Consider the following 22,726-nt stretch of genomic DNA (forward strand, 5'->3'; position numbering starts at 1 on the left):
ATGCCTCCTGGCTGATTGATATAAATGAAGCGTCCTACAGCTAATCCCTGAAATCAAGTATTCCCGATAGCTGTTGTACGGCTCCTTGATGCTTGTCCTACCTCTCGATTGCTTACAGAATGGGCCTTTCTTCTTATGTTCTGGTGCTGATGTGAAGGTTGTCCTTGCCCCCAACGCCCTCAAGGGGAGTCTGTCGAGCAGTGATTGTGCTTCTGCGATGGCGGTCGGTGTGCGGCGTGTTGTGCCCGATGCTGTCTGTATTGAACTGCCGATGGCCGATGGTGGTGATGGGATGCGTGATGCATTCATGGCGCTTGATGGTTTTGAACTGTGTGAGATCGTCGTTGAGGGGCCGCTGGGTGATTCGGTGACTGCCCCTTTTCTTTTGGACAGTGAGAACGCCACGGCGGTGATCGAGATGGCCGACGCCTCGGGGCTGGCGCTGCTCGATCCTGCTCGACTCGATCCGGTTAACGCTTCTACTGTGGGTGTCGGTCAGTTGATGGTGGCGGCGCTTGATGCGGGTGCAGAGCGGATTGTGCTCGGTATCGGGGGGAGTGCGACCAACGACGCGGCGACTGGTCTCGCTATTGCGCTGGGTGTACGTTTTCTTGATGGTGCTGGTCAGCTGCTGAAGGGGTGTGGTGGTTCGTTGACGCAGGTCGCGTCGATCGATCTATCCGGACTCGATCCGCGTATGACCGATCTATCGCTCGATATTGTCTGTGATGTCGATAATCCCTTTATTGGACCCGAAGGGGCGGCGGCGCTCTATGGGCCACAGAAGGGGGCCGATGCGGCGACCGTGCAGGTGTTGGATGCAGGCATGGCCCACTTTGCCGAAGTCTTGAAGGAGGTGACCGGTGTCGATGTGTGTGAGATGCCGGGTGCCGGTGCGGCGGGCGGTATGGGGGGAGGGCTCCATGCGCTTTTCGGGGCTCGCCTGCTACCGGGGGCGGAGCTGATGGCCGAGGTGGTCGGACTCGATACCGCGCTCGAGGGTGCTGATCTGGTGATCACCGCCGAGGGTCGGATCGATGGCCAGACGGCACATGGCAAGGCACCTGCTGAGGTGGCGAAACGTGCCAAAGCGGCAGGTGTACCGTGTGTGGCAATAGCCGGTTCGTTGGGTGATGGCTACCAGCAGCTCGCTGATGTTGGCATTGATGCCTGCTTCTCGCTCTGTGCTGGGCCGATATCGCTTGAGGAGGCGATGGCGCAGGCATCGGAGTTGATGAGTGATACCACAGAGCAGGCCGTCCGGCTCTTTATTGCTTCAAAACTGTACTAATCACTCGCTATTTCAATGGAGGGCGCAGAGGTTGTGCCCAGCTACCGATTCGTGCCTATCACCTGTTTGTCAGATTTATAACTGTCCGTAATCAACGTCTTTTCAGGCAATCGTCAAAAAAACGGCCTATTCTTACGCTGACCGCCATGGAGAGCGAAGTGAGGGCGGTTAGTCCCCGATAGTCGACGCCGTCTGCCTATTCGTAGTTGAGAGCGCGAGCGAACGACGAAGAAGATGCAGCAGCGGCTTTATGTCGGCGTAGAGTCACTGAGGGAGTTGTGTAGAGCCGCGAGGAGGTGATTACGCAACGTACGCAGGACGGTCGGGGCGCCGTAGGCATAAACGGTCGCGTTAAGTTTTTGCTGTTTGCTTGGGCTTGGATGCCCAAAACAAACTTTCGCAAAAATAGCGACTCCCCGGCTTGATATAGTTTGAGTCCATCCTTTCAGAGAGGGGAGGTCGGTATTGCCGATGGGGCTGGGTGCCTAGAATAAGAACCAGAGGGCGCTTTAAGGATAGGGGCAGTCTGTTTAATGGATAAAAACAATAATTGGCTAGGGAGTTTTATTGCACTGATTGTGCTACTTAGCGTGCTGTTGCCGTTATCAGTGACTGCGGCTCCTGATCAACCCTTTGAATTGACCGCCGAAGAGCAGCGCTGGCTCGAGGCGCATCCCCGCATCCGTATCGGCACCATGAACGCCTGGCCGCCGATGGACTATGTCGACAAGAGCGGCCGGCCACTCGGCATCGGCACTGAGTTCATCCGCGCTATCAATATCCGTCTGGGGCATCGACTCGAGATTGTGCCCGGCTCCTGGGAGGAGAATTATCGCTTAGCTAAGGAACACCGACTTGATGCCTTGATGGGAGTAACGCCACTCGCTGAGCGCGAGCAGTTCTTCAACTTCACTACACCCTATATTGAGATTCCTCACCTCATTTTCACTCGCAACGATGCGTCATACAAAGGTTCGCTCGATGATCTTGCTGGACAGACCGTTGCTGTTGAGCGGGGCTTTTTTATCGTTCATCTGCTGGAGTCTAAATACCCGAAGATCAAGGTCAGAGAGTTTGATACGACCAGCGATGCACTCGATGCACTCTCCAAAGGTGCGGTGGATGCCTATGTCGGTAATCGTGCGGCGGCGATGTATGTGATCGAGAGTGAGCTGATTATCAATGTTAAGGCGCACCGGGAGTCGCTATTTTTGCGAAAGTTTGTTTTGGGCATCCAAGCCCAAGCAAACAGCAAAAACTTCACGCGACCGTTTATGCCTGCGGCGCCTCGACGTCCTGCGTTCGTTGCGTAATCACCTCTTCGCGGCTCTACACAACTCCCTCAGTGACTCTACGCCGACATAAAGCCGCTGCTGCATCTTCTCCGTCGTTCGCTCGCGCTCTCAACTACGAATAGGCAGACGGCGTCGACTATCGGGGACTAACCGCCCTCACTTCGCCTCCATGGCGGTCAGCGGGGAAGATCTCCGAGAGCTCCTCGATTAATGCCATTGGAGTGCGCAAGGATCTGCCGCTTCTGGCGGGGATACTCAATCGTGCGCTTGCAGATATCGACCGTGATGAGCTACGCGTGATCCATAAATCGTGGGTAGGTGAACTGAAAGAGGCAGAGTTGGGGCTTACCTATGCGGAGCGTGCCTGGCTCGATCACCATCCGGTTATCCGTGTTTCCAGCGAGGCCGATTATGCACCGTTCGACTACCGTATTGCAGGCAAGCCTGCCGGCTATTCTGTGGAGCTGGTGGAGATTCTGGCCGATCGGATCGGCGTCGAATTGGAGTTTGTGAAAGATAGTTGGAGCAATATGCTGGGGATGGCGAAACGGGGAGAGATCGATCTGCTCCATTCGGTCTTCGACTATCCCAGCGAGCGTAAGCGCTATCTGAAGTTCACCCGGCCTTATAAAGGTGTCGTCAATGTCATCGTTACGCGCAGTGAGTTGACTCATATCGATGAGTTGCGGGAACTGAAAGATCTTCGTGTGGCGGTAGTAAAAGATGATTCGCTGATCGTCGCCCTGAAGGGAGTCGTTGACGATCAACAGCTGGTCTATTTCGATAGCTACTCCGATGCGTTCAACTCGGTCGCTGCCGGCAAGACAGACGCTACCCTTACAGAGCTGCCAACGGCGACTCACCTGATCAATGAACTCTATCTCAATAACCTGGTGATCACCGCCAAGAGTGACGCGCTGGGGGGGCGCGATCAGCGCTACCGCCTTGCGGTGCGAAATGACTGGCCGATGCTTGCCTCAATTCTGGATAAGGCGCTCGACTCTCTCTCGGTGGCAGAGTTGCGTCGTCTCGATGCAAAGTGGTTGAAGCTTCCGGAGCCGCCGAGACAACGCGCTTCCCAGCTTGCGCTCTCTGCGCGTGAGAAGGGGTGGATCGATAAACACCCGGTTGTGAGCATCGCCTTTGACGAAAACTATCCGCCCTACAGCTTTCGCAATGAGAAGGGGGAGTTTGTTGGAATTGCGGTCGACTTCGCACGTGAGCTTGCACAGCGGGCCGGTTTTTATTTCGAGCCCTATGAGGAGGGAACGTGGAAAAAACTCTATATGGCAGCCGAGAAGCGCGATGTTGATGTAATCGCCACGCTGGTCAAACGCAAGGAGCGTGAGGAGCTGTTTGCGTTCACACGTCCATATGTTTCCCTGGCCCAATATATCGTGACCCGCAAGGAGGATCTGGGGGTGATAACCCGCCCGGAGGATCTATCCGGTAGGCGGATGGCGCTGGTAAAGGGCTACTCAATGAGTGATGTACTGCTCGAGGAGATCGAGGGTATTGAACCGCTCTATGTAATGAATCTCAACGAGGGGCTGGAGGCCGTCTCGGCCGGTAAGGCGGATGCAACCATCGGTGCTATCGGTATGGCACACCACCTGATTACCCAGGCGGGATTGCCCAATCTTGGCTTCGCCACCCTCTACTCGAAGGGCCAGTCTGAGCAGCGATTTGGCGTGCGCAAGGATTGGCCTGAACTTGCCACCATTCTCGGTAAGGCACTCGATTCGCTCAGCGATGAGGAGGTGCTGGCAATCTTTGGCAACTGGACTCGCCCCGAGATCGCTCGTACCGAGGCCGAGCTGACGGAATCACGTGTTGCATTGACTGAGGAGGAGCGTGCCTGGCTCGAGACGCATCCAGTGATTCGCGTACATAACGAACAGAACTGGGCACCCTTTAACTTTATCGAGAAGGGGAGGCCGAAGGGCTACTCGATCGACTACATGAACCTGCTGGCCAGCAAGCTCGGTATCGAGGTGGAGTATCTATCGGGACCGAGCTGGGATGATTTTCTTAGCATGATGAAACGCAATGAGCTCGATGTGATGCTCAATATCGTCGATACCGAGGATCGGCGCGACTACATCAACTTTACCGATAGCTATCTGCGCTCGCTGACCGGAATCTATGTACGACAGGATGAACCGCTGATCACCTCGCTCGAAGCGCTGGAGGGGAATACGGTTGCGTTGCCGAGTGGCTTCTTCGAACAGGAGCTGATCGAGCGCTACTATCCCAATATCAAGATGCATCTGGTGAAGGATAATCTGTTGGCACTGCAGGCGGTTATGCTGGGTGAGGCCGATGCCGCCATCGGTGAGCCGGCGGTGATGAACCATCTGATGCTGGAGCAGAGCATCTTCAATATTCGCCTCTCAGGCAGTATCTCCGACCCACGCTTCGATAATGTCTTAAACCTCGGTGTGCGTAAGGATTGGCCGACACTGCGCACGATCCTACAGAAGGCGATGGATAGTGTTGCCTATCAGGAGAGACAACACCTGCGAGAACGATGGTTGCCACAGGCCGCAGCAAAATTGACTCAGAGAATTGATCTGAGTGCCGAGGAGATCGCGTGGCTCAAGGCCCATCCTGTGATACGTGTCTCCAACGAACTTGACTGGCCCCCCTACGATTACAACGTTGCTGGCAGACCGACCGGTTTCTCAATCGACTATCTGCATATGCTTGCGGACAAGGTCGGTGTTGAGCTTGAGTTTGTGACCGACTCCTGGGCCGCTTTAATGGAGCGGTTCAAACGGGGCGAGATCGATCTTATCCATCCGCTTCACTACAGCAACGAGCGTGCCGAGATCATGCACTTTACCAAGCCCTTTTTCACGCTCTCGTGTGTGGCGGTGGTTCGGAAAGAGGATGATGAGATCACCAGCCTGAAGCAGCTCTACGGTAAGACCCTGGCGGGTGCGGACGACTGGGCGTTGACCAACTATATTCGCGAGCACCATTGAGATTGTTGTCGGTGGCGTCGGTTATGGTCGCGTTGATATCGGCTATTCAATGCTCGAACTGCATCGACATATCGATCAGGTGCGCGATATTGCGATATCGATCGCTCTCTCAGAGATGGTACTGGTCGCGCTCTTCTCACTCGTGTTTGGTAGTTTTTTAACACGACAGCTGCTTGCGCTCACAACGGGAGCAGAGCGCCTTTCTGCGGGTGAGTTGGGTTATCAGCTGGAGGTGAAGGGGAGTGATGAGTTGGCTCAGACTGCTGTGGCGTTCAACGCCATGTCGCACGATTTACTCGCCGACCGCCATAAGCGAAATGCAATCATGATCGCCTCTCTCGATCCGATCATTACGACGGATAAAGATGGCCACATACTTGAGTGTAATGCCGCGACCGAACGTGTATTTGGCCTCGCGGAGAGAGAACTGATAAAGCGCTCTCTGGTCGAAACGCTGATCCTGGAGGAGCATCGCACGCACTACCTTAATCTGCTTCATGGTTTGGCCGCACCAAGAGACATTTCTCTCTCTGCACAACGCTTTGAGATTCGTTGCCAGCGGGGAGATGGAAGTCCATTTACAGCTGAGCTCTCGGTGGGTAGTTCCGAATTCGATTCCGAAGTCTATCTGTGACTCTTCAAGACATCACACGACGTCTAAGGCCGCGAACGAGCGAGAGCGTGAAATCATATGATTCTCGAGGCGGCTGGAGAGGGGGTGTTTGGTCTGGATAGTGAGGGACGTCATACCTTTGTCAATCCGCGGGCCGCTGAACTGCTCGGTTTTGAGGCGGAGGAGCTGATTGGTAAACGCTCTCATGAGACCTGGCACTATCGTCATGAGGATGGCAGTGACTATCCTGATCACGACTGTCCAATCTATTCGGTTTTGCATTCTGGTGTGATGCGCCAGGGTGTTGAGTACTTTGTGCGCAAAGACGGCACCATGATCCCCGTAGATTATGTTGCTACACCACTGCTTGATAGGGGACACGCCAACGGTGCGGTTGTTACATTTAACGACATCTCTGAGCGACTGGCCGCCGAGGAGTATCAGCGTCAGGCGACTACGGTATTTGAGAGTACCAATGACGGCATTATCGTTACCGATGCAGAAGGTAAAATTCGTCTTCACTCAGGCCTTTAGTGAATCACTGATTAGACGGAGATGTTGCGGACACCAACCTGTAGTTAGGTGCACGACGCAGATTTTGAAGATGGGCAGAGGTTAAAAGATCTCGTGGTAGATCTGGATCACGCAAGGGAGTATCTCAGGGCTACGTATTCGGTACGCAATGAAAAAGGTCAAACCACCAACTATGTCGCGACCTTCTCCGATATCTCGGAGTTACACAAAATTCGTGAAGAGCTGATAATCAGGCCGAACCATGACGCTTGACGGACGCCAACGCCGCCTGTTTATGACCGTCTAACCCCTTGCGATCATCATGCCGCGCAATGGGCGTTAGTATTCTCTGATCGACCGATTTAAAATGGTTAACATATCTCAGTCTGGCACGTCGTTGGTATCGTCTGCAAAGGTCACGATCGACTGGTAACGTGAGTACGTGCCAGGATATCCTCGGGTTGAAAATTCGTGGAGCCCATAATCAGGCAACCATGACGCCTTGACGGACTGCCAATCGCTCGCCTGCTTTCTAATGACCGTAACTAGACCACTGATGCAGATCCATCAGCGCCGCAAATGGAAAGAGGTAAGCTATTCTGTCTCCGATACTCGACCGTTTTAAAATGGTTAACGATAGTCTTGGCCATCTGTTTGGTGATCGTCTGCTGCAGAAGGTGGTCGATCGACTGGTAACGTTGGTACGTGCGGAGGATACGGTGGCACGTCTGGGTGGTGATGAGTTCATTGTGCTCAGCGATGATCTGAACAAGCTTGATGCGATTGCCAACATTGCTGCTAAGTTGCTCGACTCCTTTAAACCTCCCTTCCTGCTTGATGAACATGAGATCCACCTTGGATGCAGTATCGGCATCGCGCTTTTCCCTGAAGATGGAAATGATGGGGATCAACTGATACGTGCTGCCGATACTGCGATGTATCGCGCCAAGGAGCGTGGACGTAACAACTATCAATACTTCTCCGAGGAGATGGCGACGACTGCCTATGATCGACTGTTGATGGAGAGTGCGCTGCACAGTGCCATTGAACAGAAAGAGCTGGTGGTCTACTACCAGCCGAAAATTAACGCCTTAACGGGGAAAATCGTCGGTGCTGAGGCCCTGGTTCGCTGGGTCCATCCCACGCTGGGTTTTATTCCACCAATTCAGTTTATTCCCCTTGCTGAAGAGAGTGATCTGATTAATCAGGTGGGTGAGTTTGTATTACGAACGGCCTGTTCCGACGCTGAGATGTGGCGCCAGAGCGGCTATCCACTGAACAACGTTGCTGTGAATATCTCGGTGCAGCAGTTTGTAAAACAGGATCTAGTATCACTCGTCTCAACGGTATTGAAAGAGTGCGGGATGCCAGCAGAGATGCTGGAACTGGAGATTACAGAGAGCGCACTGATGCGAGAGACGGAACGTTCTCTGGCCATGCTGGTACGCCTTACCGAGCTGGGTGCCAAGATAGCCATTGATGATTTTTGAACCGGCTACTCCTCCTTGAGCTATCTGAAAAAATTACCCATCCACAAGTTGAAAATCGACCAGAGCTTTGTCGCTGGTCTGCCAGAGGACCGAGACGACATCTCCATTTCACGTGCCGTCATAGCTCTGGGGAAGAGTCTGGGGTTGTCGATTGTTGCCGAGGGTGTGGAGACAGAGAGCCAGGCGGAGTTCCTTGCTAAAGAGAGCTGTGATGAGCTACAGGGCTATCTCTTCTTAAAACCGGTACCCGCTGAGACCTTTGTGCAGCTACTGCAGGAGAGTGCGCAGGATTAGGTTGCTTATCTTTGGTTGAACAGCCGCTGACCTATTTTCTGCTGTCGACCTCTTCACTCTCTAGCTTGGCGGAGTAGAGCGCTGCATTCTGATCATCAAGGGCGTTAACCAGTGCATCCTTCGGTGCGTAGAGCATAGTGGCGATGTCGACCAGGTTTTTGGTGATGCTGGCGGCGTTGGCACTGTCGTTGATCAGTGAAGAGGCCATCTCTCGTGTGATCACATTTGTGAGTAACAGCTCACCGATGCGACCGTTGAGCAGGGTATCCAGATGTTTAGCCTTTTTCCGCTGTTGCTGCAGAGATTGCAGATCCTCACTCTCGATACCCTCGCTGACCGCCATGGATAGCGAAGCGAAGGCGGTTAGTCCCCGATAGTCGACGCCGTCTGCCTATTCGTAGTTGAGGCGCGAGCGAACGACGGAGAAGATGCAGCAGCGGCTTTATGTCGGCGTAGAGTCACTGAGGAGTTGTGTAGAGCAGCGAAGAGGTGATTACGCAACGTACGCAGGACGGTCGGGCGCCGTAGGCATAAACGGTCGCGTTAAGTATTTGCCGCATGCTTGGGCTTGATGCCCAAAACATGCTTCCGCAAAAATAGCGACTCCCCGACAGGCCCTATGTGTTTGATCAGCCGCACTACCTTGAGGATATGACGCCGTAGCGTGTTGTACTCACGACGAATGGCGTCGTTATCTGAGTCGAGATAACGGTCCATATTGAGGTGGAGTGGTTTCATACGCTTGACCACCTGAACCAGCAGACGATCTGCAACCAGTACATTTCGGATCGTCTCGATCTCACAGTCATCGAGTGTGAACTTCTGCTGTAGTTGCGTCGCATAATCGAGAATTTTGCTGTAAATGCGTTTGATGCGTGTTGAGTAGAACTGGTCGATGTCGATCTCTATGGTATCGATCTGCTCAAGAATCTCCTTCAGATGACGTTCAGACTCCAGGTCTTTTCGGTGCACTCGAAGCCCATGTGAGAGCACCTTGTAGGCGGCATTCTCCAATAATCTTACCGATTCATCACTGAGTGCCTTGATGGCTGTTTGTGAATATTTCATCGATGCCTTATCCAGAAACCTGGGTTCCTCAAGCAGGTGCTCTGGTTCGACGACCTCAGGTACTAGCCATTCGACAATACGGACAATCAGCGGCAGGAAGCCAATCAGGAACAGGGCGTTGAGGATGTTAAAGCTGGTGTGGAACAGCGACAGTGCAATCGGGATAGCAGCAGCCTTGATGAACGGGGAGTCCCCCTCCAGCTGTTCGATCACAACGGCCACCCCTTCGATAAAGGGGTAGAAGAGCAACATTACCCAGGTCACCCCGAGCAGGTTGAAGATTAGATGGGCGCGCGCTGCGCGCTTCGCCTGATAGTTGGCAACGAAGGCGGCAATGTTGGCGGTGATGGTGGTGCCGATGTTCTCACCCAGTACCATTGCGGCGGCCATATCGAAAGGAATCCACCCCTCAAAGGTCATCAGCAGGGTAAGGGCCATGGTGGCACTTGAGGATTGGATGACCAGCGTTAGCAGTGTGCCGATGCCGAGAAAGAGTAGTAGCGAGAGGTAGCCCTTGCTGGTGTACTCAGCGAGAAAGGCGAGTGCATCTGGATTGCTACCGATATCGGGTACCGAATCCTTGAGAAACTGCAGACCGATAAAGAGCACAGCAAAGCCGATGGTAAACAGACCCCACTGCTTGATCTGTGCACGTTTCGACATACTGAGCAGAAAGCCGGCACCCACCAGAGGTAGTGCGATGGCGCTCATCTTTACCTTGAAACCGAGAATCGAGATTAACCAGGCCGTTACGGTGGTGCCGATGTTGGCCCCCATAACCACTCCCACCGCCTCGGTCAGCGTCAGCAGGTTGGCATTGACGAAGCTCACCACCATCAGTGTGGTTGCTGAAGAGGATTGAATGGCGGTGGTAATCAGAAAACCGGTAGTCAGGGCGAAGAAACGGTTGGAGGTGGTGGTAGCCAAAAAGGCGCGCATACGAGTACCGCTGAGCTTCATCAGCGCCTCACTCATCACCTTCATACCGAATAGGAACAGCCCCAACGAGCCGAGCAGGGTCAGTATGTCACCGATTCCATAGTTCATTAAGGCAGATTCTAACAGTGATTGAGAGGTTGTCGCGCTCTTTGGAGTAGGGCTGAGAGTGACTATTTAGGAAATCACTCAACACCGTGCAAAGGTGTTGAGTGTGGTTCAAATGCTGCTGAGAATGGCGATAGGGAGGGGTGATCACACGGTTATGCAGGCGCAGCGACTAAATGCTTAATCACTGCAACGGGCAGAGAACGGCTCTGTTTTACCATTGACCTGAAATCTTGGTCGGATCGAGAGCAGTTAGTGTTAGAGGCTCACCTCACTCCGATCTGTTATCACTATTGTTTATCGAGCTGAGAGCGAGTTATCGTATCTCCTCAAGCACGATGACCAAAGATGTGGTGAAGATAACGGATACAAAGGACAGCATCCATTTTGCCCAATCCCAGCGCTGACCGCCATGGAGAGCGAAGTGAGGGCGGTTAGTCCCCGATAGTCGACGCCGTCTGCCTATTCGTAGTTGAGAGCGCGAGCGAACGACGGAGAAGATGCAGCAGCGGCTTTATGTCGGCGTAGAGTCACTGAGGGAGTTGTGTAGAGCCGCGAAGAGGTGATTACGCAACGAACGCAGGACGTCGGGCGCCGCAGGCATAAACGGTCGCGTGAAGTTTTTGCTGTTTGCTTGGGCTTGATGCCCAAAACAAACTTTCGCAAAAATAGCGACTCCCCGGATATTCTTTTCATAATGACTACCTCCTGATTACGCGGCAACGATAAAAGTTAGCATGACCGTAGCTACAGCATCGTAAGACCAAGGGAAATAGTCAAGTATAAAGGGGCTCAATTATCAAGCTAATTGCTCATATGCCCCAATTTAGAGCGAAAAGGCCTTGAAAGCGTAGGGAGATTTCTTCTCAATGTAGGTGCTCAGTACTTCTGGAAAGTCGGTAACGGTCGAGTAGCGGACCGCATCAAGTTGCAGTAGTGATTCGGCCCAGTCATCCACCTTCGGACAATCTTCCGCCATCGCAAGCGGACCAGAGAGACCGAGTAGATCGATACGGTTGAAGAGCGGTGCGATGGAGAAGTCGAGTAGTGAGACCTGCTCACCGTTGAAATAGGGCCCTTCACTATCAAACGCCTCCTCCAGTGTGTTCAGCTTTCCTTTCAGCCGCTGCTGACCACCGTTAAAGGCATCGGCATCGGGTGCATGGATCATGGCCGAAAGATCCATGATCGCGGCAGAGGCAAATTCGGCCCAGGCACGATTTTGTGCACGACGCAGTGGGTCGTTGGGTTGCAGCGAACCGGGGGTTACCTCGTCGAGATACTCGCAGATAATAGCTGACTCAAACAGCACTTCATTATCATCAATACGCAGCACTGGTACCTTGCCTAGTGGTGATATTTCACCGAACCAAGAGGGTGGATTGGAGAGATCGATGTAGGTGGTCTCGAAAGGGACCTCTTTGTAATTAAGAGTAATCACCGAGCGCTGTACGAATGGACAGATTTTGAAGCTAATAAGCTCGAGTTTCATGCAGGGATCCCTTTATTTGTTTTTTTAGAGTTTCAGAATCTTAACGATGCCAGATCGATGCTGCAACGTTGCGGGCGGTAGTAGTTTTAAAAATAAAAGAGGATCATAATATACCTTCGATGTAGGGGATATTTTGGAGATTGGGTTTATGCCGGTGGAGCATCACGATCTGGTTCGCGAATTGCCGGAGTACAGAGACAAGATTCACGAGATGAAGATGGGGAATAGCCACTTTTCTCGGCTCTTTGATGAGTACCACGATGTAGATCGTGAGGTACGTCGCATCGAGCAGGAGATTGAGACCCCATCAGATGAGTACACTGAAGAGCTGAAGAAAAAGCGGCTCTTCATTAAAGATCAGCTCTTTTCGATGTTGCAGGCCTGATCGGACGAGCTATTGTAAGTCACAGAATAATAATTAGAATTGCGTGGATAGGAGGAGAGTTTTATGCCATTTGTTGAGAAGACAGTCGAGAAGACCAAAGAGTGTGCCGGTACGTTTCTCTGTCGCTATAAGGTGATTTTACTGCTGTTTATTTTACTAATAGCAGGTTCGATCTTCGGTGTTGTCTACTTCACCAATAAATAGCACATCTCGCTGCGGCTGCAGTTAGCTGCGCCAGGGTGGGTGTTGCTCATCTTTATACTGCACTCGCTTCAGGGGCGAGCCCAATGCTCTCCACCTGCTGCCCAGAGACAATAATAAATCCCTGTTGTCTCTCCACACCATCTGCACTGTACTCAAACCGGTAGTTACGCTGCAGCGTTACCCGACCGCTTGTCGAGCGGGCGAGGCGAATGCTCTGCAGCGAAACCGTACTATCGAGTAGCTGTACTCCCTGACTTTTACAGGTCGCCTGCGCAGCACTCTTGGCACGCTCCAGCGCCCGTAAGGCGCTCTTCCAGAATAGTAACGCCAGCATCAGTGCGATGATCAACAGTGGTGTTGAGAAGGTCGATAGCATGGTGTTATCTCACCTCGGCCGCGTTGTTGATCATCAGCAGTGACTCAGCTGCGATCTCCCTGACCTCACTACTTTCATCGTTGAGACGCTGTTCGAGGTGGGGACGGGCCTCTGGATTAAGGCTCAGGCCGAGGTAGTGACAGACATCGGCGCGAATATTGGCATCTTCACTACCCGAGAGGCGTGCCAGTTCAGCGAGCAGGGGAGTGAGAGCCGGTTCGCCCTCGACGCCTTCCAGTAGCGCACCGACGCCGATACGGACTGTCATCTCAGTATCGGTCTCCTCAATCAGCGGGATCAGCGCCTGAAGCTGTTTGGGACTCTGCTGGATTAGCTGTTCGGCCTTCGCCAACTGTCCCTCTTTGAGCAACATGGTGAGATAGCGACTCATACCCGTCACGGTTCCATAGTCCACCACCCAGCCCTCCAGTTCAGCAGGCGTTATTGCCCCCTGAAACTCATAGAGCCCAATACGCGCCCATGGTACCGAACGGGTACCGACTTCAGCGGCCTGTTCGGGGTGGTGTTCTATGTTAACCGCTTCAAGTCTACCGATGGCTCCTTGCTTGAGTAGCTCACTGAGTGTTTTGAGCATCACCGGGCAGTGGGGGCAGCCGGTTGAGAGCAGCAGTAGCGCATCGGGTGTAGAGGGGGTATCGGTAGACATGGATTCTATTCCAGGGAGCTGGGTGAAGAGATGATAGCGGTAACCGCAATGCGGTAACAGGTATCCGATAGGAGGCGTGTATAATTGGCGCTCTTTTCAAGTACTCCAGACTTTTAACCGCATAACTGCACCGCTTTAGGTTTCCCATGCCCCTGCTCACGCTAGATAACATCACGCTCCATTTCGGCCCACAACCTCTGCTCGACGGGGTGGCGCTGCAGATCGACCCTGGTGAACGGCTCTGTCTGGTAGGACGCAATGGTGCCGGTAAATCAACCCTGTTGAAGATGATTGCCGGTGAGGTGATTGCAGAGGATGGCACCATCTGGCGAGACAAGGGCGTGAAGATAGCCTATCTCGCTCAGGATGTGCCGGTTGAGGAGCAGCGTCCTGTGTTTGAGGTGGTTGCCGATGGACTGGGTGATCTGAGTGGTCTGATTGCCGACTATCACCAGGCGACTGTGGCTCTGGCCGAGGGGGGCGATGAGCGTGACGTAGAACGACTGGCCAACCTGCAGCACCAGCTTGAGGCGGCCGATGGGTGGTTGCTTGAGCAGAGGGTTGAGCGGGTGATCTCGCGCCTCGAACTCCCTGCAGATGCCTCAATGGCGGCACTCTCAGGCGGTATGAAACGACGCGTGCTATTGGCGCGTGCACTGGTGACGGAACCCGACCTGCTGTTGCTCGATGAACCGACTAATCATCTCGATATCGAATCGATCATCTGGCTTGAGGAGTTCCTGCTCAATTACAACGGTGCGCTGCTCTTTATTACCCATGACCGCGATTTTGTGCGGCGACTCGCCACACGTATTGTCGAGATTGATCGTGGTCAGCTCACCTCCTGGCCCGGTAACTACGATCGCTATCTGGAGAAGCGTGAAGAGCGGCTCTCGGTTGAGCTGGCACATAACGCCCAGTTCGATAAGGAGTTGGCGCAGGAGGAGGTGTGGATACGCCAGGGGATCAAGGCACGACGCACACGCAACGAAGGGCGTGTTCGGGCGCTCAAGGCACTCCGAAATGAGCGCTCACAGCGACGTGAGCAGACCGGTAAGGCGAGCTTCTCGCTCGAACGTGGCGAACGCTCGGGCAAGTTGGTGGTTGAGGTGGAAGGGAGTAGCGTCAGTTTTCCCGAGCGAGAGGTGATTCGTGACTTCTCCGTGCGCATTCTGCGTGGTGACCGTGTGGGAATTATCGGTCCCAATGGGGCCGGCAAGACGACCCTGATCAAGCTGTTACTGGGTCAGCTTCAGCCCGATGCGGGACGTGTTGAGTTGGGCACCAAGCTTGAGGTGGCCTACTTCGACCAGCAGCGAGAGCAGCTTGAGCCGCAGAAGACGGTGATTGAGAACCTCAATCAGGGCAAGGATACGGTCTCGATCGGTGGTCGTGATCGCCACGTCATTAGTTACCTGAAGGATTTCCTCTTCACCCCCGATCGCGTCCATGCCAAGGTGCATACCCTCTCTGGTGGTGAGCGTAACCGCTTGCTACTGGCACGCCTCTTTACCCGTCCCGCTAACCTGTTGGTGATGGATGAGCCGACCAACGATCTAGATGTCGAGACGCTGGAGCTGCTCGAGGAGCTGCTATCGGAGTATGACGGCACCCTGTTATTAGTCAGTCACGACCGAGCCTTTCTCGATAATGTTGTTACCAGCACCCTGGTCTTTGAGGGGAACGGCCACGTGGCTGAGTATGTTGGTGGTTATCAGGAGTGGTTGAGGCAGCGATCTGCTATGCAACAGCCGTCAGCACAAAAGCCGGTTGCCAAGGTCTCGCAAAGCAAACGTAGCGAGGTGGCTGCACAGCCAGTCAAAAAGAAGAAACTTAGCTACAAGATTCAGCGCGAGCTTGATGCGCTACCCGCACTGATTGAAGCACTGGAAACCGAGCAGGTAGAGCTGGAGGCAACCATCGGTGAGGCAAGTTTCTATCAGCAGGCGCATGAGGTTGTGACGCCCGTTCTGGAGCGACTCGAGGCGGTAGGTAGTGAGCTTGAACAGGCCTATACCCGCTGGGGAGAGCTGGAAGAGGAGTCGTAGCGTTTAACTCGGCAAGGAGGTCGACAATATCGCACACACAGTGTGGTTTGTGTGATGCCAATCTGTAGTAGCATTCCATCCAATAATAACAATGCATCGATATGGATAATTACGGAGTGATATGGAATGGCGACTCAGATTCGTAGCGCAGCGGCGCTGATACCTCTCCTTCTGATTCTACTGCTGACCGCCTGCTCTGAACGTCATTCGGAACAGGTATTGATGCGCGTCGGTACCAACCTCTGGCCTGGCTATGAACCTCTCTATCTGGCCCGTGATCTGGGCTATCTCAACGCCAGTCAAACACGCCTGGTCGAGTATCCTTCGGCGAGTGAAGTGATTACCGCTTATCGAAACGGTGCGATTGAGATAGCGGCATTGACGCTCGATGAGGTGCTTCTGCTCGCGCAGCACGGACTCGATCCTCACATAGTGCTGGTAATGGATATCTCGAACGGGGGAGATGTCATTATCGGACGAGAGGGGATGTCGGATGTGACGAGCCTGAAGGGTAAACGGGTGGCGGTGGAGAGTACCGCGCTGGGTGCCTTTGTCCTGAGTCGTGCGCTCTCAATTAACGGTATGGAGAAGGACGATATAGAGATCGTTCACACTGAACTACTCGATCATGAGCGTGTTTTTGTTGAGGGGGAGGTCGATGCCGTGGTGAGCTTCGATCCGGTACGTACCCGTCTGCTTAATAGTGGCGGTAAGGAGCTCTTCAGCAGCCGTGAGTTACCCAATGAGATTGTCGATGTGCTGGTCGTCCGAGGTGAGTTTATGGCTCAGCATAGTGACCAGGTGGGGGAGCTGCTGAATCAGTGGTTCAAGGCCAACGAGTATATGAACGGCAATCCGCAGGATGCGGCTCTACGTATCTCAAAACGGCTCGGTATCAGCCCAGAAGAGTTTATTGAGTCGCTCAACGGACTCGAGATTCCTGATCGAGAGACCAATCTGCGTATGCTCGCTGGAGAGCGGCCTGAACTGATTGCCTCCGGAAATAAATTGAAACTGGTCATGCTCTCGAGCGATCTGCTGCTAAATGATATCGACATCGAGACCATCATTGATGGTCGTGGGCTGTGATGCATCACCTTTATAGAAGGGTGCATCATTGATCTTTCCACTACGCATTGTTGTTCCGCTATTGCTGCTGCTCTTTGCAGTGCTTATCAGCGCCTATTCTCTCTGGTACAACATCCCGATTGCGTTGAATGAGGTTGAGCGCAATTCACGCAACGACCTGGTGCAGCTGATGACGCGTACTCAGGGTACGCTGACCAACAGTTTTCGTGATGGCAATCTGCTCTCCGCCCGTGAGGAGATCTCACGACTCGGGGCGATCCCCGAAGTGCAAATGGTGGTGCTGGTCGATGATGTCGACACTGTGATTGTCTCGTCTCGCTATGAGATGGTTGGTCGCGGTATCGAGGAGGTCGAGTTTGGAGTCAGTGATCAACTGCTCCAGCGTGCGCGCGCCAATCTGGCCGGTTTTGATCTCTGGCTCGATGATAAGCAACGAATGCGTGCCTACTACCCAGTTTTTCTCGCCACGGTTGGAAATCGTCTTCGACCAGACCGGGTCGGCGTGCTCTATGTCGAGTATGACATTTCAACTAAAAAGGCGAGGGCAGAGAGTAGCGTTATCCGTCAGGTAGAGCAGTTCTCTCTTTTTAGTGTGGGGCTGGCGATCTTACTAGCGATGCTGTTCCATTTTGGAATGACACGTCGCGTCAGTCGGCTGGTCAAACAGGTGGATCGATTCCGTGCCGGTGAGATGGATGCGCGGGTGCACCTGAGCGGTCGTGATGAGCTGGCGAGAATCGGAGCCGCCTTTGATGCGATGGCCGCAAAGACCTCTGATGACAAGACACGACTCGAAGAACGTGAAGGGCGTCTCCAGGCAATTCTTGATAACGCCGGTGATGCGATTATCACCATCGATAGCGAAGGTTTTATCCAGACCTTTAATCCGGCTGCCGAGCAGATTTTTGGTTATACATCGATCGAGATTCTGGGAGTGAATGTCGATCGCCTGATGCCGGAGCCCTACCACAGCGCTCATCATGGCTACCTCAGTAACTACCTACGTAGTGGCAAGCGGAAAATTATTGGAATCGGTCGAGAGGTCGAGGCACTTCGTAAAAACGGTGAGGTCTTTCCAATTGATTTGCAGGTGACTGAAATTATGCTTGCCGAAGAGCGTTTTTTCGTCGGTATTATTCGCGATATCACCGAGCGTAAAAAAATAGAGCGCATGAAGAGTGAGTTCATCTCAACCGTCAGCCATGAGTTACGTACTCCGCTTACCTCCATTCAGGGATCGCTGGGGCTGATCACTGGAGGTGTGGCTGGTGAGCTTCCACCACAGGTGCAGAGCATGCTCGGTATTGCACAGAAAAATAGCGAGCGACTGATTCGGTTGATTAACGATATTCTCGATATCGAGAAAATCGAGTCGGGCAAAATGCTGTTTAAATTCGAACCGCTGGATGTAGTGAAGCTGCTTGAAGTCTCGATTGAATCGAATCACGGCTATGCAGAGAAACATGGTGTGGAACTGCAACTGGAGCACTCTCTGGATTCGTTGCAGATCAATGTCGACAGTGACCGTTTTAATCAGGTGATGGCCAATTTGATCTCCAATGCCGTTAAGTATTCACCTGAACGGGGTGTGGTGCGAATCTGTGCCGAACGAAATCATAATGATGTGTTGATCAGTGTGATCGATCAGGGTAGTGGTATCCCTGCTGAGTTTCATGACAAGATATTTATGAAGTTCTCTCAAGCCGATGCCTCGGATACGCGTGAAAAGGGTGGCACTGGTTTGGGATTGAGTATCGCCAAGGCGATCGTTGAGAAACATGGCGGTGAGATTAGCTTTCGTAGTGAGTCTGGGCAGGGCGCGGTCTTCTACTTCCGCTTACCACTCTTCGAGAAAGGGGAGCGCCAGCAAACCGCTGTCGAACCTGTCTGCCTCCGTCAGATACTGTTGTTTGGTTCTGAGCAGAGCTGCTCCGCTGAGTTTCGCAGGCTGATGGCAGAAGCAAATCTGGAGTGTGAGCTGGAGTCTGAGCTCGACCAGCTATTGAGCAGACTTTCCAGTGGGCGCTATCTGATGTTGCTGATCGATCTCGGTTACGCGGGTGGCGATCTGGCTGAGGTGGTGAAGCTTATACGGCGTGATCAACAGCTCGTTCATCTGCCGGTGGTTGCCGTCTCTTCTGATACTGAAAAGGGCACTGAGTCACGAGGACTTCCGCTCGATCTGGTCGACTGGATGGAGCGTTCCGTTGAGCCGCAACGTCTGGTCGACTCCATTCGTTCGAGAATTAATGAATCACAGCACGGCAAGTTTAGAATTCTCCATATTGAGGATGATGTCGATGTGACGGCAGTGGTCTCAGCCGTGCTGCAACCAGAGATGAGCTACCGTGTGGCGGCCAATGTTGCTGAGGCGCGTAGTGTGTTTTCACAGGAATCGTTCGATCTGGTGATTCTCGATATCGGTCTGCCCGATGGGAGTGGTGTTGATCTGCTGCCAGAGCTGGTAAATGGTGATGGTCAGCCCATTCCGGTGGTGATCTTTTCGGCCTATGATGCCGATCCGGCGGTGATCAGGCGTGTGGATGCCAGTCTGGTTAAGTCACGCACAACAAACTCGGAATTGTTGAGTATGATTAGGACTATACTTGGCACCTCAAGATGAAGAATATAATAACGGCTTAGAAAGGACGGAGTGATGTCTGAGAGCTTGCTAGAGAAAATTATGTTGGTTGAAGATGAACCCGATATCCAGGCCGTTGCGCAGTTGGCACTGGAAGCGGTGGGTGGCTTTACCGTCGAGGTGTGTAACTCGGGTGGAGAAGCGCTTGATCGGGTGGCTGAGGAGATACCCGATCTGATTCTCTGTGATGTGATGATGCCGGGTATGGATGGCCCTGAGATGCTATCCAATCTGCGTAGCAATCCAGACTACTCAACCATCCCATTTATCTTTATGACCGCCAAGGTCCAGCCTCACGAGGTGGCGCAGTACAAAGAGATGGGCGCGATCGATGTGATCGCCAAGCCATTTGATCCGATGACGCTGGCTGAACATGTCCGCGAGATCTGGAGCCGTGACCACTGAGGTGGTTGAACTCATCTATACTGATTTGCGACTGATGATCGCAGTAAATAGGGAAAGGAAAGGGCATGATTGATGAGACGTTGAAGAGTGCGCGCATTCTTATCGTCGATGACGAGCCAGTTAACGTGAAGTTGCTGGAGAAGATTCTCGCCTCTGCGGGCTATACCTGCGTGATGAGTACCAACGACCCGCGTGAGGTCGAACAGCTCTATACCGATACATCCCCCGATCTGATTCTGCTCGACATCAATATGCCGTATATGGATGGCTTTGATGTAATGACGCGTCTCAATGAGATCGAGGTGGATAGTTATCTGCCAATTCTTGTTCTGACCGCGCAGACCGATCAGAAAACCCGAATCAGGGCGTTGGAGTCGGGTGCCAAAGATTTTGCCACCAAGCCGTTTGATCGTGCTGAAATACTCAACCGTATTCGCAATATGCTTGAGGTGCGTACTCTGCATAATCAGGTGCGTAACCAGAATCGTATTCTGGAGCAGAAAGTCACAGATCGTACCCGCGAATTGTTCGAGACGAGAATGGAGATTATTCGTCGACTCGGTCGTGCTGCGGAGTATCGAGATAACGAGACCGGTCTGCACATCATCCGCATGAGTAAATACTCGCAACAGCTGGCACTCGCCTACGGGATGGATGACAAGGCTGCGGAGATGGTGCTCAATGCCAGCCCAATGCACGATGTTGGGAAAATCGGAATTCCCGATCGCATTCTCCTCAAGCCCGGAAAGCTTGATGCCGATGAGTGGCACACCATGCAGAGCCACGCTGCAATCGGTGCCGAACTGCTTGCTGGGCACGATTCAGAATTGATGCATATGGCCTCAATGATTGCCGAAACTCACCATGAGAAATTTGATGGTAGCGGTTATCCCAAGGGGCTCGCGGGGGAGGAGATCCCGCTGGTTGGAAGAATCGTTGTGGTATGCGATGTATTCGATGCACTCACCTCCGCGCGTCCTTATAAAAAGGCGTGGAGTGTTCAGGAGGCGTTTGATGAGATTGAGCGTACCAAGGGTAAACACTTTGACCCACAGCTGGTTGATCTCTTCTTCTCAATTCAGGATGTCATTCTTGAAATTAAGGAGCTTTATGCTGAACCAGAACTGGAGCAGGCGGTCTCCTGAAGTGAGCAGTGATGGGTAGCGCATCCGAATCGATAGAAGAGCGCCTTAAGGCACTACATATCAACTATCTGCAGGGGCTACCTGCAAAGTTCGCTGTGATCGACGATCAGTGGCGTAAATTATGTGAGTCGCCCAAGAGTCACGAACGCTTAACTGAACTACACCGTTCAACCCACACCATGGCTGGCTCGGGTGCCACATTTGGCTGCCCGGAGGTTGGTAGCGCGGCGCGTAACATCGAATCCAATATCCGTCTCTTGATCGAGAGTGATCAGCCGCTTGACGAGCAGAAGGTCAATGAGATTGAAACCCTGATAGATCGTCTCAAGGAGGAGATTGATGCTGTTACTTCACGTGGTTGGCAAGAGGGTGAAAGTATCGAAACGCTGGTGGCCGAGGTGCCATCCGAGAGTGAGCATGACGAGCAGGGTGACGATGAGGGTAGTCGAGGGCTGATCTATCTGCTTGAACAGGATGAGCCACTGAGCAAAGAGATCGCGCTGCAGATCGTGCAGTTTGGTCACCAGATTCGCTGCTTCAAACATCCGGATGCACTGCGGAGTGCGGTCCTTGAGCAGGTTCCGCAGATCGTTATCGCGGACCTATCCTCATTTGGCTCTGAGCAGTCTGGCGTCGATGCAATCCATCAGATGCAGGAACACCTCTCCGAGCCGGTCCCGGTTATCTTTGTCTCGGAGAAGAGCGAGATGCATGCACGGCTTGAGTCGGTCAGGGCTGGTGGGGCAGCCTTCTTTACTAAACCTCTCGATATCGCGATTCTGATTGATCGTTTGGATCAGATTGGTCGTGAAGGTGGGGAAGAACCATTCCGTATATTGATTGTGGATGACTCCGTATCACAATCGAAATACTACGCCATGATTCTTCAACAGCATGGCATGATTACCAAGGTGGTAAACAACCCTATCGAGGTGCTTGAGCCTATTCAAGAGCTCAATCCCGATCTGATTCTGATCGATATGTATATGCCCGAATGCAATGGCCTGGAGCTGGCTAAGGTGATCCGGCAACTCAATGAGTGTGTCAGCCTGCCAATTGTATTTCTCTCCTCGGAAACGAGTGTCGACAAACAGCTGGTGGCTATGAGTCAGGGTGGTGATGACTTTCTCACCAAACCGATCAAGCCGAACCATCTGATCTCTGCTGTGACCAGCCGAGTGCAGCGCTACCGAACCATCCGCTCAATGATGCTGCGCGATAGCCTGACGGGACTTTACAACCATACGACCATAAAAGAGCAGTTGAAGAATGCGTTGCACCGCGCAGAACGCCATGATGGCGTCGTCAGTTTCGCAATGATCGATATCGATAACTTTAAGTCGGTAAATGATACCTACGGACATCCTGTGGGAGATCGAGTGATCAAGAGCCTGTCGCGCCTGTTGCAACAGCGCATGCGTCGCTCCGATCTGGTGGGGCGTTATGGTGGTGAAGAGTTTGCCGTCATCTTGCCTAACACTGACAAACAGACGGCGGTACGGGTACTCGATTCTGTGCGAGAGGTGTTTTCAAAAATGCAGCACAGTGCCGAGCAGGGGAGTTTAATGTCACCTTCAGTGCCGGTGTTGCCAGCTTCCCAGAATATGAAAGCGCTTCTCTTCTGAGTGAAGCGGCAGACCGCGCCCTTTACGAGGCTAAGCATGCCGGTCGTAACCAAA

Annotated in this window: 22 protein-coding genes and 1 pseudogene; 14 read left to right on the plus strand and 9 right to left on the minus strand. The window is 53.0% G+C overall.

Translation table 11 applies throughout. From position 1 onward, the window contains the following. The first annotated feature begins 151 nt into the window (after positions 1-151). Positions 152-1,291, plus strand: a complete 1,140-nt coding sequence (locus tag HUE57_RS10620; protein ID WP_078483485.1) for a glycerate kinase — start codon at positions 152-154, stop codon at positions 1,289-1,291. Between the two features lie 196 nt (positions 1,292-1,487). Here HUE57_RS10620 and HUE57_RS10625 read toward each other — a convergent pair whose 3' ends face one another. Further along, the gene (locus HUE57_RS10625; RefSeq protein WP_174672842.1) at positions 1,488-1,694 is read right to left on the minus strand and encodes a hypothetical protein; all 207 of its coding nucleotides are present in this window, start codon (positions 1,692-1,694) and stop codon (positions 1,488-1,490) included. A 130-nt stretch (positions 1,695-1,824) separates the two neighbouring features. Here HUE57_RS10625 and HUE57_RS10630 point away from each other — a divergent pair, with 130 nt between their 5' ends. From HUE57_RS10630 to HUE57_RS10650, 5 genes and pseudogenes are all read left to right on the plus strand, one after another. Continuing rightward, positions 1,825-2,604: a transporter substrate-binding domain-containing protein gene (locus HUE57_RS10630; RefSeq protein ID WP_174673144.1), complete on the plus strand. Its 780-nt coding sequence runs from the start codon at positions 1,825-1,827 to the stop codon at positions 2,602-2,604. A gap of 203 nt (positions 2,605-2,807) precedes the next feature. Further along, a complete protein-coding gene (locus HUE57_RS10635) occupies positions 2,808-5,573 on the plus strand; it encodes a transporter substrate-binding domain-containing protein (protein WP_174673145.1) in 2,766 nt (921 codons plus the stop codon). Between the two features lie 49 nt (positions 5,574-5,622). Further along, positions 5,623-6,207 carry a PAS domain S-box protein gene (locus HUE57_RS10640; RefSeq protein ID WP_174673146.1) on the plus strand — a complete coding sequence of 195 codons (585 nt, stop codon included), beginning with the start codon at positions 5,623-5,625 and terminating at the stop codon, positions 6,205-6,207. A 57-nt stretch (positions 6,208-6,264) separates the two neighbouring features. Then, a complete protein-coding gene (locus HUE57_RS10645; protein WP_174673147.1) occupies positions 6,265-6,720 on the plus strand; it encodes a PAS domain-containing protein in 456 nt (151 codons plus the stop codon). Between the two features lie 587 nt (positions 6,721-7,307). Continuing rightward, a pseudogene (locus tag HUE57_RS10650) lies at positions 7,308-8,483 on the plus strand (putative bifunctional diguanylate cyclase/phosphodiesterase). 31 nt (positions 8,484-8,514) lie between these two features. On the opposite strand, the gene HUE57_RS10660 reads toward HUE57_RS10650, so the two are convergent. The 6 genes from HUE57_RS10660 to HUE57_RS10680 form a co-directional block, all read right to left on the minus strand. After that, positions 8,515-8,826 (minus strand): hypothetical protein, encoded by a 312-nt coding sequence (locus tag HUE57_RS10660; RefSeq protein ID WP_174673149.1) that lies wholly within the window; start codon positions 8,824-8,826, stop codon positions 8,515-8,517. A gap of 20 nt (positions 8,827-8,846) precedes the next feature. Then, the gene (locus HUE57_RS10665) at positions 8,847-8,984 is read right to left on the minus strand and encodes a hypothetical protein (RefSeq protein WP_174673150.1); all 138 of its coding nucleotides are present in this window, start codon (positions 8,982-8,984) and stop codon (positions 8,847-8,849) included. Next, complete coding sequence (locus tag HUE57_RS19635) at positions 8,942-9,067, minus strand: hypothetical protein (protein WP_272901955.1); 126 nt, start codon at positions 9,065-9,067, stop codon at positions 8,942-8,944. The genes HUE57_RS10665 and HUE57_RS19635 overlap by 43 nt, the downstream gene beginning before the upstream one ends. Then, positions 9,027-10,598 (minus strand): Na/Pi cotransporter family protein, encoded by a 1,572-nt coding sequence (locus HUE57_RS10670; protein ID WP_174673151.1) that lies wholly within the window; start codon positions 10,596-10,598, stop codon positions 9,027-9,029. Before HUE57_RS10670 ends, HUE57_RS19635 begins: the two co-directional genes overlap by 41 nt. Before the next feature lie 459 nt (positions 10,599-11,057). After that, positions 11,058-11,291, minus strand: coding sequence for a hypothetical protein (locus tag HUE57_RS10675; protein WP_174673152.1), 234 nt, complete (start codon positions 11,289-11,291; stop codon positions 11,058-11,060). Between the two features lie 130 nt (positions 11,292-11,421). Then, entirely contained in the window at positions 11,422-12,087 is a 666-nt protein-coding gene (locus tag HUE57_RS10680) for a glutathione S-transferase family protein (protein ID WP_078484249.1), read from the minus strand. A 148-nt stretch (positions 12,088-12,235) separates the two neighbouring features. On the opposite strand from HUE57_RS10680, the gene HUE57_RS10685 reads away from it, so the two are divergent. Continuing rightward, on the plus strand, positions 12,236-12,472 hold the full coding sequence (locus HUE57_RS10685) for an HP1242/YdcH family protein (protein WP_078484251.1): 237 nt from the start codon (positions 12,236-12,238) through the stop codon (positions 12,470-12,472). Between the two features lie 63 nt (positions 12,473-12,535). Then, the gene (locus tag HUE57_RS10690; protein WP_172840322.1) at positions 12,536-12,676 is read left to right on the plus strand and encodes a hypothetical protein; all 141 of its coding nucleotides are present in this window, start codon (positions 12,536-12,538) and stop codon (positions 12,674-12,676) included. Between the two features lie 52 nt (positions 12,677-12,728). On the opposite strand, the gene HUE57_RS10695 is transcribed toward HUE57_RS10690, so the two are convergent. Further along, positions 12,729-13,052 (minus strand): DUF3301 domain-containing protein, encoded by a 324-nt coding sequence (locus HUE57_RS10695; protein WP_078484248.1) that lies wholly within the window; start codon positions 13,050-13,052, stop codon positions 12,729-12,731. A 4-nt stretch (positions 13,053-13,056) separates the two neighbouring features. Then, positions 13,057-13,719, minus strand: coding sequence for a HEAT repeat domain-containing protein (locus HUE57_RS10700; protein WP_078484247.1), 663 nt, complete (start codon positions 13,717-13,719; stop codon positions 13,057-13,059). Positions 13,720-13,865: 146 nt separating this feature from the next. Between HUE57_RS10700 and uup the strand changes: the two genes are divergently transcribed. The 6 genes from uup to HUE57_RS10730 all read left to right on the plus strand — a co-directional run bounded on the left by uup (position 13,866) and on the right by HUE57_RS10730 (position 22,672). After that, positions 13,866-15,767 (plus strand): ATP-binding cassette ATPase Uup, encoded by a 1,902-nt coding sequence (uup, locus tag HUE57_RS10705; protein WP_078484246.1) that lies wholly within the window; start codon positions 13,866-13,868, stop codon positions 15,765-15,767. Between the two features lie 126 nt (positions 15,768-15,893). Further along, the gene (locus HUE57_RS10710) at positions 15,894-16,856 is read left to right on the plus strand and encodes an ABC transporter substrate-binding protein (RefSeq protein ID WP_078484245.1); all 963 of its coding nucleotides are present in this window, start codon (positions 15,894-15,896) and stop codon (positions 16,854-16,856) included. A 28-nt stretch (positions 16,857-16,884) separates the two neighbouring features. Then, on the plus strand, positions 16,885-19,479 hold the full coding sequence (locus HUE57_RS10715; protein WP_078484244.1) for a PAS domain S-box protein: 2,595 nt from the start codon (positions 16,885-16,887) through the stop codon (positions 19,477-19,479). 60 nt (positions 19,480-19,539) lie between these two features. Beyond that, positions 19,540-19,902, plus strand: coding sequence for a response regulator (locus tag HUE57_RS10720; protein WP_420885685.1), 363 nt, complete (start codon positions 19,540-19,542; stop codon positions 19,900-19,902). 65 nt (positions 19,903-19,967) lie between these two features. Beyond that, a complete protein-coding gene (locus HUE57_RS10725) occupies positions 19,968-21,047 on the plus strand; it encodes an HD domain-containing phosphohydrolase (protein ID WP_078484242.1) in 1,080 nt (359 codons plus the stop codon). An 11-nt stretch (positions 21,048-21,058) separates the two neighbouring features. Continuing rightward, a complete protein-coding gene (locus tag HUE57_RS10730; protein ID WP_174673153.1) occupies positions 21,059-22,672 on the plus strand; it encodes a diguanylate cyclase in 1,614 nt (537 codons plus the stop codon). Positions 22,673-22,726 lie beyond the last annotated feature (54 nt).

The sequence above is a fragment of the Candidatus Reidiella endopervernicosa genome (assembly GCF_013343005.1).
GTDB lineage: Bacteria > Pseudomonadota > Gammaproteobacteria.